This window comes from Pseudomonas sp. FSL W5-0299, from assembly GCF_005930655.1.
Taxonomy (GTDB): domain Bacteria; phylum Pseudomonadota; class Gammaproteobacteria; order Pseudomonadales; family Pseudomonadaceae; genus Aquipseudomonas; species Aquipseudomonas mandelii.
Genome location: NZ_RXHX01000018.1, coordinates 57,336 through 74,534, shown reverse-complemented (window position 1 = coordinate 74,534; position 17,199 = coordinate 57,336). Strand labels below are relative to the sequence as shown.

The following is a 17,199-nucleotide window of genomic DNA, read 5'->3' as shown; positions in this document are numbered from 1 at the left end:
GCCAACGCTTTCTGCCTGAACAGATTAGAGAAACGACCATGCATAACGTCGTCATCAGCGGCACCGGCCTGTACACCCCGGCCAACAGCATCTCCAATGAAGAGCTGGTGCAGTCTTTCAACGCTTACGTCGCGCAATTCAACGCCGATAACGCCGACGCCATCGCCCGTGGCGAAGTCGAAGCGTTGACCGAATCCAGCGCTGCGTTTATCGAAAAAGCTTCCGGTATCAAAAGCCGCTTTGTGATGGACAAGGATGGCATCCTCGACCCGCAACGCATGGCGCCGCGTCTGCCTGAGCGTTCCAACGACGAATGGTCGGTGCTTTGCCAGATGGCCATCGGCGCGGCCGAACAGGCCTTGCAGCGTGCCGGCAAGACCGCCGCCGACATCGACGGCGTCATTGTGGCGTGCTCCAACCTGCAGCGCGCCTACCCGGCCATCGCCATCGAAGTCCAGGAAGCGCTGGGTATCCAGGGCTTTGGTTTCGACATGAACGTGGCTTGCTCCTCGGCGACCTTCGGCATCCAGGCGGCCGCCAACAGCGTGCAACTGGGCCAGGCCCGGGCAATCCTGATGGTCAACCCGGAAGTTTGCACCGGTCACTTGAACTTCCGCGACCGTGACAGCCACTTCATTTTTGGCGACGCGGCGACGGCGGTGATCATCGAGCGTGCCGACCTGGCGACCTCCCCGTACCAGTTCGACATCGTCAGCACCAAACTGCTGACCAAGTTCTCCAACAATATTCGCAACAATTTCGGCTTCCTCAACCGCGCGGCGGAAGAGGGCATCGGAGCCAAGGACAAACTGTTCGTGCAGGAAGGCCGCAAGGTGTTCCGCGACGTCTGCCCGATGGTGGCCGAGCTGATCGCTACGCACCTGGAAGAGAACAAGCTCAACGTCAGTGACGTGAAACGTTTCTGGTTGCACCAGGCCAACCTCAGCATGAACCACCTGATCGTGAAGAAGCTGCTGGGCCGTGAAGCCACCGAAGAAGAAGCCCCGGTGATTCTCGACACCTACGCCAACACCAGCTCCGCCGGGTCGGTGATTTCCTTTCACAAGCATCAGGATGATCTGCCCGCCGGTTCCCTGGCCGTGCTCAGCTCGTTCGGCGCGGGTTACTCGATTGGTAGCGTGCTGTTGCGCAAGCGTTGAGGGGAAGGCTGTCGCTATTTCCGTTGATTTGCGGTGGTTTTTCCTACAGCCGAAGCAGTCGGGACGCTGTAGTTTTCGGAAATGACAGCAGGACGTTGCCGACGGCGACGCCCTGCTGACTCATTTTTCGAGGTCAGGACAAGGGGTTTGTGAATGGCGGCTGACGACGCGCAACTGCTGCAACGATTGCTGGCAGGTGAACAACAAGCCTTCAAAGAGTTGGTCAGCACTTACCAGAGCCCGATGCGTGCAGTCGCTTATGCGATCGTCGGCAACCGGCATGCTGACGAAGTGGTGCAGGATGCGTGGCTGTCGGTCGTGCGCAACCTGAGCAAGTTCGAGGCGCGTTCGAGCCTCAAGACCTGGTTGCTGACCATCACCGCCAATGCGGCGAAGGGCCGTTACAAGCAGAACCGTCGCGAGGTGCTGCTTGATGACCTTCCATCGCCCCATGGCACGATTGATGATGATCGTTTTTCGTCCGCTGATGGCCATTGGCTGGTGGCGCCGTTCGCCTGGCACCAGGACACCCCGGAGGCGTTGCTCACCGAACGCGAGTTGCGCGAATGTCTCGAACACACGTTGCTCAGCCTGTCGGAACTGCAACGCAGCGTCTTGCTGTTGCGCGAGCGTCAGGGCCTGGAACTGGAAGACATCTGTAATCTTCTGGACATATCGCTCTCCAATGTTCGCGTGCTGCTGCATCGGGCACGGTTGAAGGTCTTTGCGACCGTGGAGCATTTTGAGGAAACCGGCGAATGCTGACCTGTAAGGAGCAAGTGGCGCGCGCCAGTGATTATCTCGATGGCCAGTTGAGCTTTCGGGAGAAGTTGCTGGTGCGGCATCATTTAATGTTCTGCCCCAATTGCCGGCGGTTCATTCGTCAGATGCGTTTGATGCAGCAGACGCTGCGCGTCTTGCCGGAGGAGGCTGTGCCGGAGGTCGATGCACTCGCCGAACGTCTCGCTGCGGAGCGTCGCAAGGACATTCCGTAAAGTCGTGGCGTTATCGCAGGGAACAGAAGCAGGCCGGCGTGGATGCATCGAACGGATGATGGGGATCGATCCATCCACGCCAGACTGTAAAGCGCCTCAAGCGTCCATGACCTGAGGCGTGGAGCGGTACTGCTTAGAACTTGGCTTCGGCGTCCAGTTGCAGAGTGTTGATGTCCGAATCCTTGAGGTTGGCGTTGGTGTAGTCAGAGTTAGCCATGAAGTACGTCGCGCCCAGGGCGAAGTTCTTGTCCAGCTCGTAACTCACTTTCAACTTGCTGCCACGCGAACCGGTGAAACCGTTGGCGAAGTCGGAGTCGGTGAAGGCGCCGACCACGGCGTTACGCTGCACGTCGCGGTAGTTGTAGTCCACGGCGAAGCCATAGAACTTGGTCTTTACACCGGCCAGCCAGGCAGAATCCTGATCGTTGCTGGCGTCTTTGTTGTTGACGTACTGACCGTACAGCGAGAGCGGCAGTGGCAGGCCGGTGATGTCGATCTGACCGAAGCCTTCGTACAGTTTGAATTGCTCGTTCGGGGTATTGCCGTTGGTGGCCAGTACGGACGGGATGCTGGTGCCGCCGGCGGTGATGTCGTCGTCGTTGTCGTAGCCGTAGACGCTGCCACCCAGAGTCAGTTTCAGGTTGTCGGTGAGGGCGAAGCGCGCGCCCAACTGGCCGGCGTACAGACGCAAGTCGTGCTTGAACTGCACGCCGTCGCCGTCGACGTTGTCCTTGAGGGTGTAGTGGCCGGCGCTACCGAACACCTCGGTGCTGGCGCCCAGCGGGTATTTATACGACACGGACAGACCTTCAGGGCTGATGTCGCTATCCCAGATGATGTCGCCCATGCTCACCCATTGCTGTGGCATCTTGCCGCCAACGATGTGCAGGTTCTTGATCGCGTCCGGGTGGTAGTCGACGTAACCCTGGTCCAGCCAGATCGACTTCTTGTCGAAGTAGTTGTCCAGGCTCTGGTTGGTGGAGCGCGCGTCGTCGTTGTTGCCGGTGGCGATACGGATACCGGTGTCGACTTGCGGGTTGATTTCGGTATAGGCACCCAGACGGGCACGAACGCGCTGACGGTCCTGGTCCCGGTTGTTCGAGACACCATCGTTCTTGACCGTTTCCTGACGGAAACGCACGTCGCCCTTGAATTGGGTCTTGGCAGCCCAGGCCAGTTTCTGGTCGAAGGTGCTCAGCTCATTGGTTTTCTTCGCGGTGGCCGCGATCTGCTCGTTGGTCTCTTGCTGAGCCTGACGGGCGATTTGCTGATCTTTTTGATCCCTGGCCAGCTCGGCTTGCAGTTCGCTGTATTGCGCATTGGTAATCGAGCCGTTTGCCTTAAGCATGTCGAGCAGTTTGGCGTCGACTGCGGCACTGGCCGGAACACTCATGGCCAGCAGCAGACCGCCACACAGGGCCGCCGCAGTTTTCGTGGAAGCAAGACGCATATCAATCTCCGAAGATGTAAGGGGATGACTGAGCCATCCGGGACACAACCGACCGTTGAGGGACGGAAACAGTGGCCGGGTAGAACCCGACGCTCTAAAAACTGGCGCCAGTATCGCGATGGTTTATTACAGAGCGGTGGCAAAGTGATGGCGTCTCGATGACGATACAAAGACCGTATGAACTTTTGATCCAGAACCCTGTCAGGCGGTTTTGACGGATGTGTAATGGCGGGCGATAGGCGATACTCGCCGGGCTGTTACGCGAAGAAGTCGAGAGGGTGTCAATGCCGCTGCAACGTCTGGAAAGCCTGTCCGATATTGGTCCGCGCACGTGGGATGCCCTGGTGCCGGAGAATCAGCCGTTTCTACGCCATGCCTTTCTCAGTGCACTGGAAGACAGCGGCAGCCTCGGCCCCCATTCCGGCTGGCAGCCCGAGCATCTGTTGCACCTCGAAGAAGGGCGTCTGATCGCCGCGTTACCCAGTTACCGCAAGTGGCATTCCTACGGCGAGTACGTGTTCGATCACGCCTGGGCCGATGCCTGCGAGCGTGCCGGCATCGACTATTACCCGAAGCTGTTGACCGCCGTGCCGTTCAGCCCGGTCAGTGGGCCACGGTTGCTGGCGCGTAATGTCGAGGACGGTTTTGAACTACTGAAGAGCCTGCCGGGCTACCTTGAAATCGAAGAACTCTCCAGCGCCCACATCAACTTCACAGACCCTTTCACCGATGCGGCATTGGCCGAACAACCCGGCTGGTTGCAGCGGATCGGCTGTCAGTACCACTGGCAGAATCGCGGATATCGGGACTTTCAAGACTTCCTCGACGTCCTCAGTTCGCGCAAACGCAAACAGATGCGCAAAGAGCGCGAGCAAGTGGCGGGGCAGGGTATTGAGTTCGAATGGCTGGAAGGCAAGCAGCTGGATCAGGCGCAGTGGGATTTTGTCTATGCCTGCTACGCCAATACCTACGCAGTGCGTAGGCAACGGCCCTATTTGACGCGGGAATTTTTCAGTCTGTTGGCCGAGCGCATGCCCGAAGCCATTCGCGTGGTGCTGGCCAAGCAAGGTTCACGACCCGTGGCCATGGCCTTCAGTCTGGTGGGCGGCGACAGTTTTTACGGGCGTTACTGGGGCTGCCTGGCGGAGTTCGACCGCCTGCATTTCGAGACCTGCTTCTACCAGGGCATGGACTACGCAATTGCCAATGGCTTCCAGCGTTTTGACGCCGGCGCCCAGGGCGAACACAAGCTGATTCGCGGGTTCGAACCGGTGATCACCCATTCCTGGCACTATCTGCGTCATCCGGGACTGAAAGCCGCGGTCAAAGACTTCCTTCACCAGGAGCGTCTTGGGGTGTTGGCCTATGCCGAGGAAGCGAGGACCGCGTTGCCTTATCGGCAAGCATGATCCTCGCCCGTGGCCTCAAGTGCCTTCCTTGCCTAGCCAGCGATAGGTCACGCCGCCGATCACCGCGCCCAACAGCGGTGCCACCCAGAACATCCACAATTGCGCGATGGCCCAGCCACCGACCATCAGCGCCGGACCGGTGCTGCGGGCCGGATTGACCGAAGTGTTGGTGACGGGAATCGAGATCAAGTGAATCAGCGTCAAGGCCAGGCCGATGGCAATCGGTGCAAGCCCGGCGGGCGCTCGTTTGTCGGTGGCACCGAGGATGATCAGCACGAACATCGCGGTCATCACCAGTTCACAGACAAAGCCCGCGGCCATCGAGTACTTGCCCGGGGAGTGTTCGCCGTAGCCGTTGGACGCCAGGCCGGCGGAGAGGTCGAAGCCTTCCTTGCCGCTGGCGATGTAGTAGATCAGCGCGGCGGCGATAATGGCGCCAATCACCTGGGCGATGATATACGCGGGCAATTCCCGCGCCGGGAACCGACCGCCGACGCACAGGCCGACGGAGACGGCAGGGTTGAGGTGGCAACCGGAGATATGGCCGATGGCGAAGGCCATGGTCAACACGGTAAGACCAAACGCGATGGCCACACCCAGTACCCCGATTCCGAGGGGCGAAGAAGCAGCGAGCACCGCACTGCCGCAACCCCCCAATACCAGCCAGAACGTACCTAACAACTCAGTGACAGAACGTTTGAACAGCGACATGAGAGCGTCCTTGATAGGCGACCTATCGAGACTGTATCGCGTGATGCATCCTGCAGACTTACGACAGGCTCATCTCCAGAACCTTGGCTGAGTACAGCAGGGTTTCTGCGGATTTCCAGCGGCCACAAAAAACCGCCAGGGCCTGTGGTTAGCAGGCTGTGGCGGTTTTTTGGTGGATTTAGAGGGCGCTTATGGCGAGGGAGCTTGCTCCCGCTGGACAGCGAAGCTGTCCCCATGGCAAAAACTCCACAGTGTCAGAAAAACCAGGCCGCCTGAAATTACGACTGCTGCGAAGCCGAGCGGGAGCAAGCTCCCTTGCCACAAAAGCTCACTCCCACAGGTTCGGTGGTGATCTCAGGATATCAGTCGATACCGACAAACCCACCCGTTTGGTGCTGCCACAGCCGCGCATACAATCCACCATGCGCCAGCAGCTCGGCGTGGGTGCCGGTTTCGGCGATCTTGCCTTTTTCCAGCACCACCAGCCGGTCCATCCGGGCGATGGTCGAGAGCCGGTGGGCGATGGCGATCACGGTTTTGCCCTGCATCAGGGTTTCCAGGCTTTCCTGGATCGCCGCTTCGACTTCCGAGTCCAGCGCCGAGGTCGCCTCGTCCATGATCAGGATGGGTGCGTCCTTGAGCAGCACACGAGCAATCGCAATCCGCTGACGCTGGCCGCCGGAGAGTTTCACCCCGCGCTCACCCACGTGCGCATCGAAACCGGTACGGCCTTCGGCGTCCGACAGCAACGGAATGAATTCATCGGCGCGCGCCTTGTGCACCGCTTCCCACAGCTCGGCGTCGGTGGCATCGGGTCTGCCGTAAAGCAGGTTGTCGCGAATCGAACGGTGCAGCAACGAGGTGTCCTGGGTGATCATGCCGATGCGCTCGCGCAGGCTTTCCTGGCCGACTTCGGCGATGTTCTGCCCATCGATGAGGATTCGCCCGCCCTGCACGTCATAGAGGCGTAACAGCAGGTTGACCAGGGTCGATTTGCCGGCACCGGATGGCCCGATCAAGCCGATTTTCTCACCGGGCTTGATCGTCAGGTTAAGGTCGCCAATGATTCCGCTCTTCTTGCCGTAGTGAAAATCCACGTGCTCGAAACGCACTTCGCCTCGGGGCACGGCCAGCGGTTTGGCCTGATCGCGGTCAGTGATGCTGACCGGTTGGGCGATGGTCCGCAAACCGTCCTGGACCATGCCGATGTTTTCGAAGATGCCGGTGACCACCCACATGATCCAGCCGGACATGTTGACGATACGAATCACCAGGCCAGTCGCCAGGGCAATCGCGCCCACCGAGATCAGCGACTGCGTCCACAGCCACAGGGCCAGGCCGGTGGTGGTGACGATCAGCAGGCCGTTCATGCTGGTGATGGCCACGTCCATGCTGGTGACCACGCGCCCGGCCAGTTGGGCTTTTTCGGTTTGCTCCTTGATGGCTTCCTTGGCGTATTGCTGTTCATGGTTGGTATGGGCGAACAACTTCAAGGTGGTGATGTTGGTGTAGCCGTCGACGATCCGTCCCATGAGTTTGGAGCGCGCATCGGAGGATTGCACTGAGCGGTCCTTGACCCGCGGCACGAAGTAATAAAGCGCGCCGATGAACCCGGCGATCCAGGTCGTCAGCGGGATCATCAGGCGCCAGTCGGCTTCGGCAAACAGCACCAGCGCGCTGATGGCGTAGATCAGCACATGCCACAGGGCATCCACCGCTTGCACGGCGGAATCGCGCAGGGCGTTGCCGGTCTGCATGATGCGCTGGGCGATGCGCCCGGCGAAGTCGTTCTGGAAGAAGTTCAGACTCTGTTTGAGGACATAGCGGTGGTTCTGCCAGAGAATCAGGCTGGTCATGCCAGGGTTCAGCGTCTGGTGCACCAGCAGGTCGTGCAGGCCGAAGAAAATCGGTCGCAGAACCAGGGTCACTACCACCATCCAGGTCAGTTCAAGTGCGTGGTCCTGGAAGAAATCGGGGTTCGGCGTGCCTTGGGCCAGGTCGATGATGCGGCTCAGGTAGTTGAACAGCGCGACTTCGATCAAGGAGGCGAACAGGCCGACAATCAGCAGGGCGGCGAAACTCGGCCAGACCTGCTTCAAGTAATAGGTATAGAAGGGGAGAACCCGATCTGGCGGAGCCGCCGTCGGAGCGTCGCGGAATATGTCGATCAGTTTCTCGAAACGGCGATAAAGCATCAGTTCTCCGCCCGCGCGCGGGCTCTCCTTTAAACGATATGAGCGGCGCCGGATGCCGGCAGCCGCTCAAGCACTCCTGTGCAGATTAGTTGATCACTTTGGCCGACTTGATGAAAACAGAGTCGGCCGGCACATCTTTCATGCCGCCTTTGGTGGTGGTCGGGGAATTGACGATGATGTCCACCACATCCATGCCTTTGACGACTTTTCCGAACACGGCATAGCCATCGCCCTGGTCGAGGAAATCGTTGTCCTTGACGTTGATAAAGAACTGGCTGGTGGCCGAATCCGGGTTCGAGGTGCGGGCCATTGACAGCGTGCCACGCACGTTATGCAGGCCGTTCTTGGACTCGTTCTTGATCGGCGCCTTGGTTTCTTTTTGCTGCATCTGTTGAGTGAAACCACCGCCCTGGACCATGAAGCCAGGAATCACGCGGTGGAAAATCGTGTTGTTGTAAAAGCCGCTGTTGACGTAATCAAGGAAGTTTTTGGTACTGATCGGTGCCTTGACCGGGTCCAGTTCGATTTCGATCTGGCCGTTGGTGGTTTCCAGCAATACGTGCGGCGCCTTGGCGGCGGGCGTTGCGGCCATCAGGTTGGCGGCAAACAGAACGGAGCCGGCGACGAGGGCAATTTTTTTCAGCATGGGTCAGTGATCCTGAGTGAGGGGGTGTCGACTGCGGTGAGAAACTCGAGCAGGGTTTGGTTGAAGCGTTCGGGTTGATCCAGCGGGGTGGCGTGGCGGGAATCGGCGATCACCACCAGCCGCGCATCGGGCAGCAGTTTTACGTAGGTTTCCTTCAGCGAGACCGGCGTGTAATCGCGGTCGGCGGTGACGATCAGGGTTGGACAGGCGACTTTGGAAAGTCGTTCCTGAACACCCCAGCCAACAATGGCATCGAAGCTGGCGAGATAAGCATGTTTGTCGTTTTTTGCCCAGCGCTCGGCCATTTTCTGGCGCAAATCAGCTTGTTCGGGTTTGGGGAACAGCTTGGCACCCAAGGCCTTGCCGATGGCGCCCAGACTGAGGGCACGCATCAGGCTCCAGCGTTTGAACCACTGCCAGTAATCGTCGCGGCTGCGCAGCTTGACCTCCGGCGCACTGTTGACGATGCACAGGCTTTTAAGCATGTGCGATTGATCCACGGCCAGTTGAAAACCGATCATGCCGCCCATGGACAAGCCCACGTAATGCGTGGGGCCGAGGTTCAGGTGTTCCATCAGGGCGACCAGGTCGGCGCTGAACCCGGCAATGCTGTAACGCTCCCGGGGTTTGTCGGAGCGGCCGTGACCGCGCACATCCGGAACGATTACACGGTAATGGGCTGACAGCGCCGGGATCTGCTTTTCCCAGTCCAGGGTACTGGAACCCAGCCCGTGGACCAGCAGCAACGGCGTGCCGTGACCGTATTCCTCATAGTGCAGGTTGCAACCTTCATGTTCGAAATAGGCCATGCGGATACTCCGTGTCAGGCTTGTTCAGGGGCGGCGAACGGCGCATCCAGCGGCGCGGTGTCGAAGGTGCGCAGCAGTTCGATCAGGATTTGTGTCGCCGGGCCCAAGGGTTTGTCCTTGTTCGAATACAGATAAAAACTCGGGTTGCGGCTGCCGCCCTGGTCCAACGGTAGCAGCTTGAGCGTGCCTTCCTTGAGTTCGCGTTCGATCATGTGCCGGGGCAGCCAGGCGAAACCCAGGCCACTGCTGACAAACGTCGCCGCGGTGGCCAGGCTGCCGACGGTCCAGCGCTGTTCGGCGCCGAGCCAGCCGACGTCTCGTGGCTGCTGGCGACCGGAGTCGCGGATGACCACTTGCAGCTGGCTTTCAAGGTCCTGGAAATTAAGTTCGCGGTTGAGGCGATGCAAGGCGTGTTCGGGGTGGGCGACCGCGACAAACTCGACGTCGCTCAACTCCGCGCCCAGGTAGCCCGGAATGCTGAAACCACTGATGGCCAGGTCGGCCACGCCTTCGAGCAGTACTTCTTCAACGCCCGACAACACTTCTTCGCGTAGACGCACCCGGCAACCACGGCTCTGCGGCATGAACGCGGTCAATGCGCGGACGAGGCGGGCGCTCGGGTAAGCCGCATCGACCACCAGCCGCACTTCCGCTTCCCAGCCTTGCTCCATGTGGTGGGCCAGGTCTTCCAGCTGACTGGCCTGTTTCACCAGTTGCCGCGAGCGGCGCAACAACACGCCGCCGGCTTCGGTCAGCACCGCTTTGCGGCCGTCGATGCGCAACAGCGGCACGCCGAGCTGGTCCTGCATACGCGCCACGGTGTAGCTCACCGACGATTGCGAGCGGTGCAGCGCTTCGGCGGCCTGGGCGAAACCGCCGTGGTCGACCACGGCTTGTAATGTTCGCCATTGATCAAGGGTCACGCGGGGCGCTTTCATGAATAGCTCCTCTTGTCCTAAGCTGGCAGTCCTTATTGGAGACTGCTGAATGAAAAAATTCTGTTGTTTGGTGCTGGCGCTGCTGCCGCTGACTGCGTTTGCTTACCCGATCGATGTGGAGAAAAACCTCAACGGTATGAAGATCGACTACAACGCCTACGACACGGATAACGACATCGCATCCATTCAGGTCAACAACTACGGCGATACCGATGCGATCTGCAAGGTGGTTTTCAACAATGGCCCGGAAGCGCCGCGCACCCGCTCTATCGAAGTGGCCGCTGGCAAACACAAAAATGCCACCGCCAAGTTCACCCGCACCATCATCAAGATGCGCATCAACCTGAGCTGCACCCCCAAATGACATAAAACCCTGTAGAGGCGAGGCTTGCCCGCGAAGACGGTGTGCCAGTCGACATGGATGTTGAATGACACCGGCCCCTTCACGGGCAAGCCTCGCTCCTGCAGGTGCAGGGCATGATCAGCTTATAAACGAATTTATTGATGGGTTATAGCAGTTATTTGCGCTTTTTCATCGATATGACTCTGTTTAACCTTCACTCCATCGCCTTACAGCATTCTCAGATGGAGCCTACATCCCATGTCACGCGTTCTGATCATCGAAAGCAGCGCACGTCAGCAAGACTCGGTTTCCCGTCAGTTGACCCAGACGTTCATCAGCCAGTGGAAAGCCGCTCACCCGAACGACCAGATCACCGTGCGTGACCTCGCCGTCAACCCGGTGCCGCACCTGGACATCAATCTGCTGGGCGGCTGGATGAAACCCGCCGAACAGCGCAGCGACATTGAACAGGTCTCCCTGGAACGCTCCAACGAGTTGACCGACGAACTGTTGGCCGCTGACGTACTGGTCATGGCCGCGCCGATGTACAACTTCGCCATCCCCAGCACCCTCAAAGCCTGGCTCGACCATGTGTTGCGTGCCGGCGTGACTTTCAAGTACACCGAGACCGGCCCGCAAGGTTTGCTCAGCGGCAAGCGCGCCTACGTGCTGACCGCTCGCGGCGGGATCTACGCCGGTAGCACCGCCGATCACCAGGAACCGTACCTGCGTCAGGTGATGGGTTTCATCGGGATTCACGACGTGACCTTCATTCACGCCGAAGGCATGAACCTGGGCGGTGACTTCCAGGAGAAAGGACTGAACCAGGCCAACGCCAAGCTTTCCCAGGTGGCCTGAGGCTTTAATCGCCAGATAATCCCTTGATGTTCAAGTGGCCTGGCGCAACCCCTTCAAGGCTTTACGCGCATCGAACCTCCCTTTGCACTTGTTGCTCCTGAGTGCTGTCGCCCGATTGAACGCTTTAGCGAGATCGGGCTTTTTTTTGCCTGGGATTTTTGGGGTTGAACACGAACCTGGAGCGAAGCTTGCTCGCGAAGACGGTGTCAGATCCAACATAGATAGCGGCTGACACAGCGTCTTCGCGAGCAAGCTTCGCTCCTACAGGGATCAATGTGTTCTCGTGATCGCCTGCAAAACCCGCTATCGTCGCCGCCATTCGAAACGAGGCGAGCATGGGCTATCTACTTTTTGTCACGCTGATCCAGGCGTTTTCCTTCAGTCTGATCGGCGAATACCTGGCCGGTCATGTCGACAGTTACTTCGCGGTGCTGGTGCGGGTTTTGTTGGCCGGGCTGGTATTTATCCCGTTGACGCGCTGGCGTTCGGTTGAGCCGGCGTTCATGCGCGGCATGCTGTTGATCGGCGCGTTGCAGTTCGGCGTGACCTACGTCTGCCTGTACCTGAGCTTCCGGGTGCTGACGGTGCCGGAAGTGTTGCTGTTCACCATCCTCACGCCGCTGCACGTGACTTTGATCGAAGATGCCTTGAATCGGCGCTTCAATCCGTGGGCGCTGGTGGCCGCACTGGTGGCGGTGCTCGGTGCGGCGGTGATTCGTTACGACCGGATCAACCCGGATTTCTTCATGGGCTTCCTGCTGCTGCAACTGGCCAACTTCACCTACGCCGCCGGGCAAGTGCTTTATAAACATCTGGTGGCGCGCCATCCGAGCGATCTGCCGCATTACCGACGCTTCGGCTACTTTTACCTGGGCGCGCTGGCGGTGGCATTACCGGCATTCCTGATGTTCGGCAAACAGAATTTCCTGCCGGAGGCGCCGCTGCAATGGGGTGTGCTGGTGTTCCTCGGCCTGGTCTCGACCGCGTTGGGGTTGTACTGGTGGAACAAGGGCGCCTGTATGGTGAACGGTGGAACATTGGCGGTGATGAACAACCTGCATGTGCCGGTGGGGTTGCTGATCAATCTGTTGATCTGGAATCAGCATGAAGAGCTGGGGCGGTTGTTCTTCGGCGGATCGGTGATTTTGATGGCGGTGTGGATCAGTCGGTTGGGTGTACGCAGGCCAGCTATCGCATGATCATTCCCACGCGGAGCGTGGGAGCGATCAGTTCGGTGGGCTACATGATGTGTTTTTCGGGCTCGGGAATGTGGCTCGCGCCTAACATGGCCGGGAGCAACCCGCTCCGCAAGTCCCCGCCACTCGGCTGCTGATACAGGCTCAATCCGAACTCCGGCAGCACCGCCAGCAGGTAATCGAAAATATCCCCCTGAATCCGCTCGTAATCCGCCCACGCTGTAGTGCGGGTGAAACAGTAGATTTCCAGCGGAATACCCTGCGCGGTGGTTTGCATCTGGCGGACCATGCAGGTCATGCTCGGCTGAACCTCCGGATGACTCTTCAGATAGGCCAGCGCATAGGCGCGGAATGTCCCGATGTTGGTCATCCGCCGACGGTTGGCCGACATCGCCGCGACGTTGCCCTGCGCCTCGTTCCAGGCCTTGAGCTCCGCCTGTTTGCGGCCGATGTAGTCGGTCAGCAGATGCACCTGGCTCAGCTTCAACTCTTCGTCATCACGGATGAATCGCACGCCGCTGGCATCGATGAACAGGCTGCGCTTGATCCGTCGTCCGCCGGACTGCTGCATGCCGCGCCAGTTCTTGAACGACTCGGACATCAGGCGCCAGGTCGGTATCGAAACGATGGTCTTGTCGAAGTTCTGCACTTTCACCGTGTGCAGCGTGATATCCACCACGTCACCGTCGGCACCGACTTGCGGCATCTCGATCCAGTCGCCGACCCGCAGCATGTCGTTGCTGGTCAGTTGCACGCTGGCGACGAACGACAGCAGCGTGTCCTTGTAGACCAACAGAATCACTGCCGACATGGCGCCCAGGCCGGACAGCAGCAACAGGGGCGAACGGTCGATCAGCGTGGCGACGATGATGATCGCGCCAAACACGTACAGGACCATTTTCGTCAGTTGCACGTAGCCTTTGATCGACCGGGTACGGGCATGTTCGGTGCGCGCGTAGATGTCCAGCAGGGCACTGAGCAGGGCGCTGACCGACAGCATCAGGAACAGAATGGTGAACGCCAGCGCGACGTTACCGAGGAATATCAGGCTGGTCTTGCTCAGCCCCGGCACCAGGTGCAGGCCGAACTGGATCACCAGCGACGGCGTCATCTGTGCCAGGCGATGAAAGACCTTGTTATGCCGAAAGTCGTTGACCCAGTGCAAGGCCGGTTGCCGGCCAAGCATTTTGGTCGCATGAATAATGAGGTAGCGCGCCACTCGTCCGAGGACCAGCGCCACCACCAGCAGCAGGATCAGTGCCAGGCTGGAATGCAGGAGCGGGTGCTGATCGAGGGCACCCCAGAGGTCTTGGGCGTTGAGCCAGAGCTGTTTGATATCCATGGGTAAAACCGGTTCTTCTGTAGGACGCGACGGGGCGATTAGAGCATCTAAGACGCTTTGCATGACGTTTTGAGACAAATCAGGCAACAAAAAAGCCACTGTTTACCGCCGTTTGCATAAAGAAACTCGGCCTCGGCGCTCGAAACCGTTACCCTATGCAGCTGTTTTTTTGTATTTCTTCGAGGTAGCACCCGTGTTTTCCCAATTCGCCCTGCACGAACGCCTGCTCAAAGCCGTGGCCGAGCTTAAATTTGTCGAGCCAACGCCTGTGCAAGCAGCGGCTATTCCGCTGGCGCTCCAAGGGCGTGACCTGCGGGTGACAGCGCAAACCGGTAGCGGCAAGACCGCTGCATTCGTTTTGCCGATCCTCAACCGTCTGATCGGCCCGGCCAAAGTCCGCGTCAGCATCAAGACCCTGATCCTGTTGCCGACCCGCGAGCTGGCCCAGCAGACCATCAAGGAAGTCGAGCGCTTTGCGCAGTTCACGTTCATCAAGTCCGGTTTGATCACCGGTGGTGAAGACTTCAAGGTCCAGGCCGCCATGCTGCGCAAAGTGCCGGACATCCTGATCGGTACGCCGGGCCGGATGATCGAGCAACTGAACGCCGGCAACCTCGACTTGAAAGAAGTTGAAGTGCTGGTCCTCGACGAAGCCGACCGCATGCTCGACATGGGCTTTGCCGAAGACGTGCAGCGTCTGGTGGAAGAGTGCACCAACCGTCAGCAGACCATGCTGTTCTCCGCCACCACCGGCGGTTCGGGCTTGCGCGAGATGGTCGCCAAGGTCCTGAACAACCCGGAACACTTGCAGCTGAACAACGTCAGCGATCTGAACGCGACCACCCGTCAGCAGATCATCACCGCTGACCACAACCAGCACAAAGAACAGATCGTCAACTGGCTGTTGGCCAACGAGACCTATCAGAAGGCTATCGTGTTCACCAACACCCGGGCCATGGCTGACCGCATCTACGGTCGTCTTGTGGCGCAGGAATACAAAGCGTTCGTGCTGCACGGTGACAAAGACCAGAAAGACCGCAAGCTGGCCATCGACCGCCTGAAGCAGGGCGGTGTGAAAATCCTCGTCGCCACCGACGTCGCCGCTCGCGGTCTCGACGTGGAAGGCCTGGACCTGGTGATCAACTTCGACATGCCGCGCAGCGGCGACGAATACGTTCACCGTATCGGTCGTACCGGCCGCGCCGGCAACGATGGCCTGGCCATCTCGCTGATCTGCCACGGCGACTGGAACCTGATGTCGAGCGTCGAGCGCTACCTCAAGCAGAGCTTCGAGCGCCGCACCATCAAGGAAGTCAAAGGCACCTACGGCGGACCGAAAAAGGTCAAGGCCTCGGGCAAAGCCGTTGGCGTGAAGAAGAAAAAAGTGGACGCCAAGGGCGATAAGAAGAAAACCGGCGCCAAGGCCCCGACCAAGCGCAAGATCGCCAACCGCCCGAAGACCGACGCCCTGTCGCTGGTCAGCAAGGACGGCATGGCGCCGCTCAAGCGCCGCAAGCCGGAAGCACCGGCTGCTGAATAAGGCGTTGTCAGGTCAGTTAGGGTAGGTATGGCGAACACAAAACCTTGTGGCGAGGGAGCTTGCTCCCGCTGAGGCGCGAAGCGGCCCTGAAAAGAAGGGACTGCTGCGCAGTCCAGCGGGAGCAAGCTCCCTCGCCACAGGATCCGTGTTGCTTCTGACTGACTGGGGGACTGGTTTTAGCCGTAGCGATCCAATAAAAACCCGGACAAGTGTCCGGGTTTTTTTATCTCCAGCGTTTGTCAGCTCCCCAACAGCCCACTGGTGTCCGCATCAAAGCGTTGTTTGGCTTGATCAGCCTTCGGTTTGAGTAGCGTGAGTAGCTCGGCCTCGCCGTACAACCGTGTGACCGCCAGTTCCTTTGGCGTCGGCTCAATCGGGATCAGCACGTCTTCAGTGTCGGCATGCAGCCAGATCGCCACCAAGTGCAGCGCCGAAACAAACAGCACCCGCAGCTCAACGGTTTTACCCTGCAGTTGCGGCGACTGTTCCGCCAGTTTCAACGCCCCGACCGTCGCAGCGGCGATGGCCCCATGGTTCAGCGAGGCGAACTCGACATGGCCGCGGACGTCGGCCAATTGAGCATCGGCAATCGTCACGCCATTGGAAAACACCAGGTAATGCCAATCGCCGACTTTGGCGTCTTTCAGGCCTTTGCCCTGGGTCACGTCCTCCAGGCTGAGCGAGTAACCACGGTAGGCCTCGCTCAGGCTGATGTTGCCAGGCGTGGCGCTGGCAAACTGGCGATTGACGCCGAAGCCTTGGGTTTGCAGGGCGGCTTGCAGCGCCGGACGCAATGTCTGCACGCCGTTGGAAGGCGCCTTTGGATAAGTCAGTTGCATGATGTCGCCCTCCTAGTTTTTAACGGTGAAGTAAGTGTTGGTCCAGTTGCCGCCGCCGTTGTAAGAACCGGGGAACGCGTTCAACGCTCGGGTCGAGTAGCCGTAGATCGAGTCTGCGACCAGCACGTAGTTGCCGTTGGTGCCATAGATCGTCAGGAAGTGCGCACCGCCACCGAACCAGGCACAGCGCAAACCGATCGGTCGGCCCATGTTGATCTGGTTCTGGATGGCCGACATCTGCAGCGAACCCTGATTCATGCCGTTGAAACTGCGGGTGATCCTCAGGGCTGTATCCAGATAGCCATACACGTTGCACGGCCCCGGTTGATTACAGCAGTTGCGGTCCAGCGCAGTGGTGGCCACGCCGCATTGGGTCCAGGACCCGGTGCCGTAATAGTTGCCGACCGAGGCGGAAACCGCCGCCCAGCACCAGTTGGTCTGGGTTTGCTTCTGCATTGTGAAGTTGAGGCTGGCAGCAGCCAGTGCGCTGAGGGGGGCAGCCGATTCGACATCGGACAGTTGCGGGTTGAGCAGATGACCGGTCAGGCACCTTGGCAGGGTTTCGCCGGTGAATGACGTGGCTTCAGTGGTTAACATTTTCAATCCTCCATGAGTGAAAACTAGCGTCCAGCTAGTGGGTATGTAGCGGTGTGGCTGAGCGATCGGCGTATGCGGTTTGCCATGTTGGATGGCCGGCTCCGATTCGGGCTCGGGGTAACCTTAGGCAGATATATGCGTCTGTGCAAATAATTAAATGCACTAGTGCAA

16 protein-coding genes and 1 pseudogene are annotated in these 17,199 nt (G+C 59.3%); 8 read left to right on the top strand and 9 right to left on the bottom strand.

Annotated elements, in window-relative coordinates; all coding sequences use genetic code 11:
• Window positions 1–38: 38 nt before the first annotated feature.
• From FHL16_RS20635 to FHL16_RS20625, 3 genes are all read left to right on the top strand, one after another.
• Entirely contained in the window at window positions 39–1,160 is a 1,122-nt protein-coding gene (locus FHL16_RS20635; protein ID WP_077749153.1) for a beta-ketoacyl-ACP synthase III, read from the top strand.
• Window positions 1,161–1,313: 153 nt separating this feature from the next.
• Entirely contained in the window at window positions 1,314–1,925 is a 612-nt protein-coding gene (locus tag FHL16_RS20630; RefSeq protein WP_010462067.1) for an RNA polymerase sigma factor, read from the top strand.
• Window positions 1,919–2,155, top strand: coding sequence for an anti-sigma factor family protein (locus FHL16_RS20625; protein WP_010462064.1), 237 nt, complete (start codon window positions 1,919–1,921; stop codon window positions 2,153–2,155). The genes FHL16_RS20630 and FHL16_RS20625 overlap by 7 nt, the downstream gene beginning before the upstream one ends.
• 133 nt (window positions 2,156–2,288) lie before the next feature.
• Here FHL16_RS20625 and FHL16_RS20620 read toward each other — a convergent pair whose 3' ends face one another.
• On the bottom strand, window positions 2,289–3,605 hold the full coding sequence (locus tag FHL16_RS20620; protein ID WP_010462062.1) for a putative porin: 1,317 nt from the start codon (window positions 3,603–3,605) through the stop codon (window positions 2,289–2,291).
• A gap of 284 nt (window positions 3,606–3,889) precedes the next feature.
• Here FHL16_RS20620 and FHL16_RS20615 point away from each other — a divergent pair, with 284 nt between their 5' ends.
• Window positions 3,890–5,014, top strand: coding sequence for a GNAT family N-acetyltransferase (locus FHL16_RS20615; RefSeq protein WP_010462060.1), 1,125 nt, complete (start codon window positions 3,890–3,892; stop codon window positions 5,012–5,014).
• Between the two features lie 15 nt (window positions 5,015–5,029).
• Here the strand turns inward: FHL16_RS20615 and aqpZ are convergent, their stop codons facing one another.
• The 5 genes and pseudogenes from aqpZ to FHL16_RS20590 all read right to left on the bottom strand — a co-directional run bounded on the left by aqpZ (window position 5,030) and on the right by FHL16_RS20590 (window position 10,313).
• Window positions 5,030–5,725: an aquaporin Z gene (gene aqpZ, locus FHL16_RS20610; RefSeq protein WP_010462058.1), complete on the bottom strand. Its 696-nt coding sequence runs from the start codon at window positions 5,723–5,725 to the stop codon at window positions 5,030–5,032.
• A 362-nt stretch (window positions 5,726–6,087) separates the two neighbouring features.
• Window positions 6,088–7,920, bottom strand: a complete 1,833-nt coding sequence (locus FHL16_RS20605; RefSeq protein ID WP_010462056.1) for an ABC transporter ATP-binding protein — start codon at window positions 7,918–7,920, stop codon at window positions 6,088–6,090.
• 85 nt (window positions 7,921–8,005) lie between these two features.
• Window positions 8,006–8,566: a peptidylprolyl isomerase A gene (locus tag FHL16_RS20600; RefSeq protein ID WP_010462054.1), complete on the bottom strand. Its 561-nt coding sequence runs from the start codon at window positions 8,564–8,566 to the stop codon at window positions 8,006–8,008.
• Window positions 8,567–8,569: 3 nt separating this feature from the next.
• Window positions 8,570–9,375: pseudogene (locus FHL16_RS20595) on the bottom strand (alpha/beta fold hydrolase).
• 14 nt (window positions 9,376–9,389) lie between these two features.
• Window positions 9,390–10,313 (bottom strand): LysR family transcriptional regulator, encoded by a 924-nt coding sequence (locus tag FHL16_RS20590; RefSeq protein WP_010462050.1) that lies wholly within the window; start codon window positions 10,311–10,313, stop codon window positions 9,390–9,392.
• A 49-nt stretch (window positions 10,314–10,362) separates the two neighbouring features.
• Here FHL16_RS20590 and FHL16_RS20585 point away from each other — a divergent pair, with 49 nt between their 5' ends.
• The 3 genes from FHL16_RS20585 (at window position 10,363) to FHL16_RS20575 (ending at window position 12,713) form a co-directional block, all read left to right on the top strand.
• Window positions 10,363–10,677 (top strand): 3-phosphoglycerate kinase, encoded by a 315-nt coding sequence (locus FHL16_RS20585; RefSeq protein ID WP_077749151.1) that lies wholly within the window; start codon window positions 10,363–10,365, stop codon window positions 10,675–10,677.
• 237 nt (window positions 10,678–10,914) lie between these two features.
• Complete coding sequence (locus FHL16_RS20580) at window positions 10,915–11,514, top strand: FMN-dependent NADH-azoreductase (RefSeq protein WP_010462046.1); 600 nt, start codon at window positions 10,915–10,917, stop codon at window positions 11,512–11,514.
• A 335-nt stretch (window positions 11,515–11,849) separates the two neighbouring features.
• Window positions 11,850–12,713: a carboxylate/amino acid/amine transporter gene (locus FHL16_RS20575; RefSeq protein WP_010462042.1), complete on the top strand. Its 864-nt coding sequence runs from the start codon at window positions 11,850–11,852 to the stop codon at window positions 12,711–12,713.
• 40 nt (window positions 12,714–12,753) lie between these two features.
• Here FHL16_RS20575 and FHL16_RS20570 read toward each other — a convergent pair whose 3' ends face one another.
• On the bottom strand, window positions 12,754–14,052 hold the full coding sequence (locus tag FHL16_RS20570; RefSeq protein WP_010462041.1) for a mechanosensitive ion channel family protein: 1,299 nt from the start codon (window positions 14,050–14,052) through the stop codon (window positions 12,754–12,756).
• A gap of 193 nt (window positions 14,053–14,245) precedes the next feature.
• Between FHL16_RS20570 and FHL16_RS20565 the strand changes: the two genes are divergently transcribed.
• Complete coding sequence (locus FHL16_RS20565) at window positions 14,246–15,592, top strand: DEAD/DEAH box helicase (protein ID WP_008153197.1); 1,347 nt, start codon at window positions 14,246–14,248, stop codon at window positions 15,590–15,592.
• Window positions 15,593–15,831: 239 nt separating this feature from the next.
• Here the strand turns inward: FHL16_RS20565 and FHL16_RS20555 are convergent, their stop codons facing one another.
• On the bottom strand, window positions 15,832–16,431 hold the full coding sequence (locus FHL16_RS20555) for a hypothetical protein (protein WP_077749149.1): 600 nt from the start codon (window positions 16,429–16,431) through the stop codon (window positions 15,832–15,834).
• 12 nt (window positions 16,432–16,443) lie between these two features.
• A complete protein-coding gene (locus FHL16_RS20550) occupies window positions 16,444–17,028 on the bottom strand; it encodes a papain-like cysteine protease family protein (RefSeq protein ID WP_077749148.1) in 585 nt (194 codons plus the stop codon).
• Window positions 17,029–17,199: the final 171 nt, after the last annotated feature.

What these genes read in the sequence shown, in the direction of transcription:
- FHL16_RS20555 (WP_077749149.1), bottom strand. Translation starts at nt 16,431, where the DNA reads ATGCAACTGACTTATCCAAAGGCGCCTTCCAACGGCGTGCAGACATTG.
- FHL16_RS20630 (WP_010462067.1), top strand. Translation starts at nt 1,314, where the DNA reads ATGGCGGCTGACGACGCGCAACTGCTGCAACGATTGCTGGCAGGTGAA.
- FHL16_RS20600 (WP_010462054.1), bottom strand. Translation starts at nt 8,566, where the DNA reads ATGCTGAAAAAAATTGCCCTCGTCGCCGGCTCCGTTCTGTTTGCCGCC.
- FHL16_RS20615 (WP_010462060.1), top strand. Translation starts at nt 3,890, where the DNA reads ATGCCGCTGCAACGTCTGGAAAGCCTGTCCGATATTGGTCCGCGCACG.
- aqpZ (WP_010462058.1), bottom strand. Translation starts at nt 5,725, where the DNA reads ATGTCGCTGTTCAAACGTTCTGTCACTGAGTTGTTAGGTACGTTCTGG.
- FHL16_RS20575 (WP_010462042.1), top strand. Translation starts at nt 11,850, where the DNA reads ATGGGCTATCTACTTTTTGTCACGCTGATCCAGGCGTTTTCCTTCAGT.
- FHL16_RS20580 (WP_010462046.1), top strand. Translation starts at nt 10,915, where the DNA reads ATGTCACGCGTTCTGATCATCGAAAGCAGCGCACGTCAGCAAGACTCG.
- FHL16_RS20605 (WP_010462056.1), bottom strand. Translation starts at nt 7,920, where the DNA reads ATGCTTTATCGCCGTTTCGAGAAACTGATCGACATATTCCGCGACGCT.
- FHL16_RS20550 (WP_077749148.1), bottom strand. Translation starts at nt 17,028, where the DNA reads ATGTTAACCACTGAAGCCACGTCATTCACCGGCGAAACCCTGCCAAGG.
- FHL16_RS20625 (WP_010462064.1), top strand. Translation starts at nt 1,919, where the DNA reads ATGCTGACCTGTAAGGAGCAAGTGGCGCGCGCCAGTGATTATCTCGAT.
- FHL16_RS20620 (WP_010462062.1), bottom strand. Translation starts at nt 3,605, where the DNA reads ATGCGTCTTGCTTCCACGAAAACTGCGGCGGCCCTGTGTGGCGGTCTG.
- FHL16_RS20585 (WP_077749151.1), top strand. Translation starts at nt 10,363, where the DNA reads ATGAAAAAATTCTGTTGTTTGGTGCTGGCGCTGCTGCCGCTGACTGCG.
- FHL16_RS20590 (WP_010462050.1), bottom strand. Translation starts at nt 10,313, where the DNA reads ATGAAAGCGCCCCGCGTGACCCTTGATCAATGGCGAACATTACAAGCC.
- FHL16_RS20570 (WP_010462041.1), bottom strand. Translation starts at nt 14,052, where the DNA reads ATGGATATCAAACAGCTCTGGCTCAACGCCCAAGACCTCTGGGGTGCC.
- FHL16_RS20635 (WP_077749153.1), top strand. Translation starts at nt 39, where the DNA reads ATGCATAACGTCGTCATCAGCGGCACCGGCCTGTACACCCCGGCCAAC.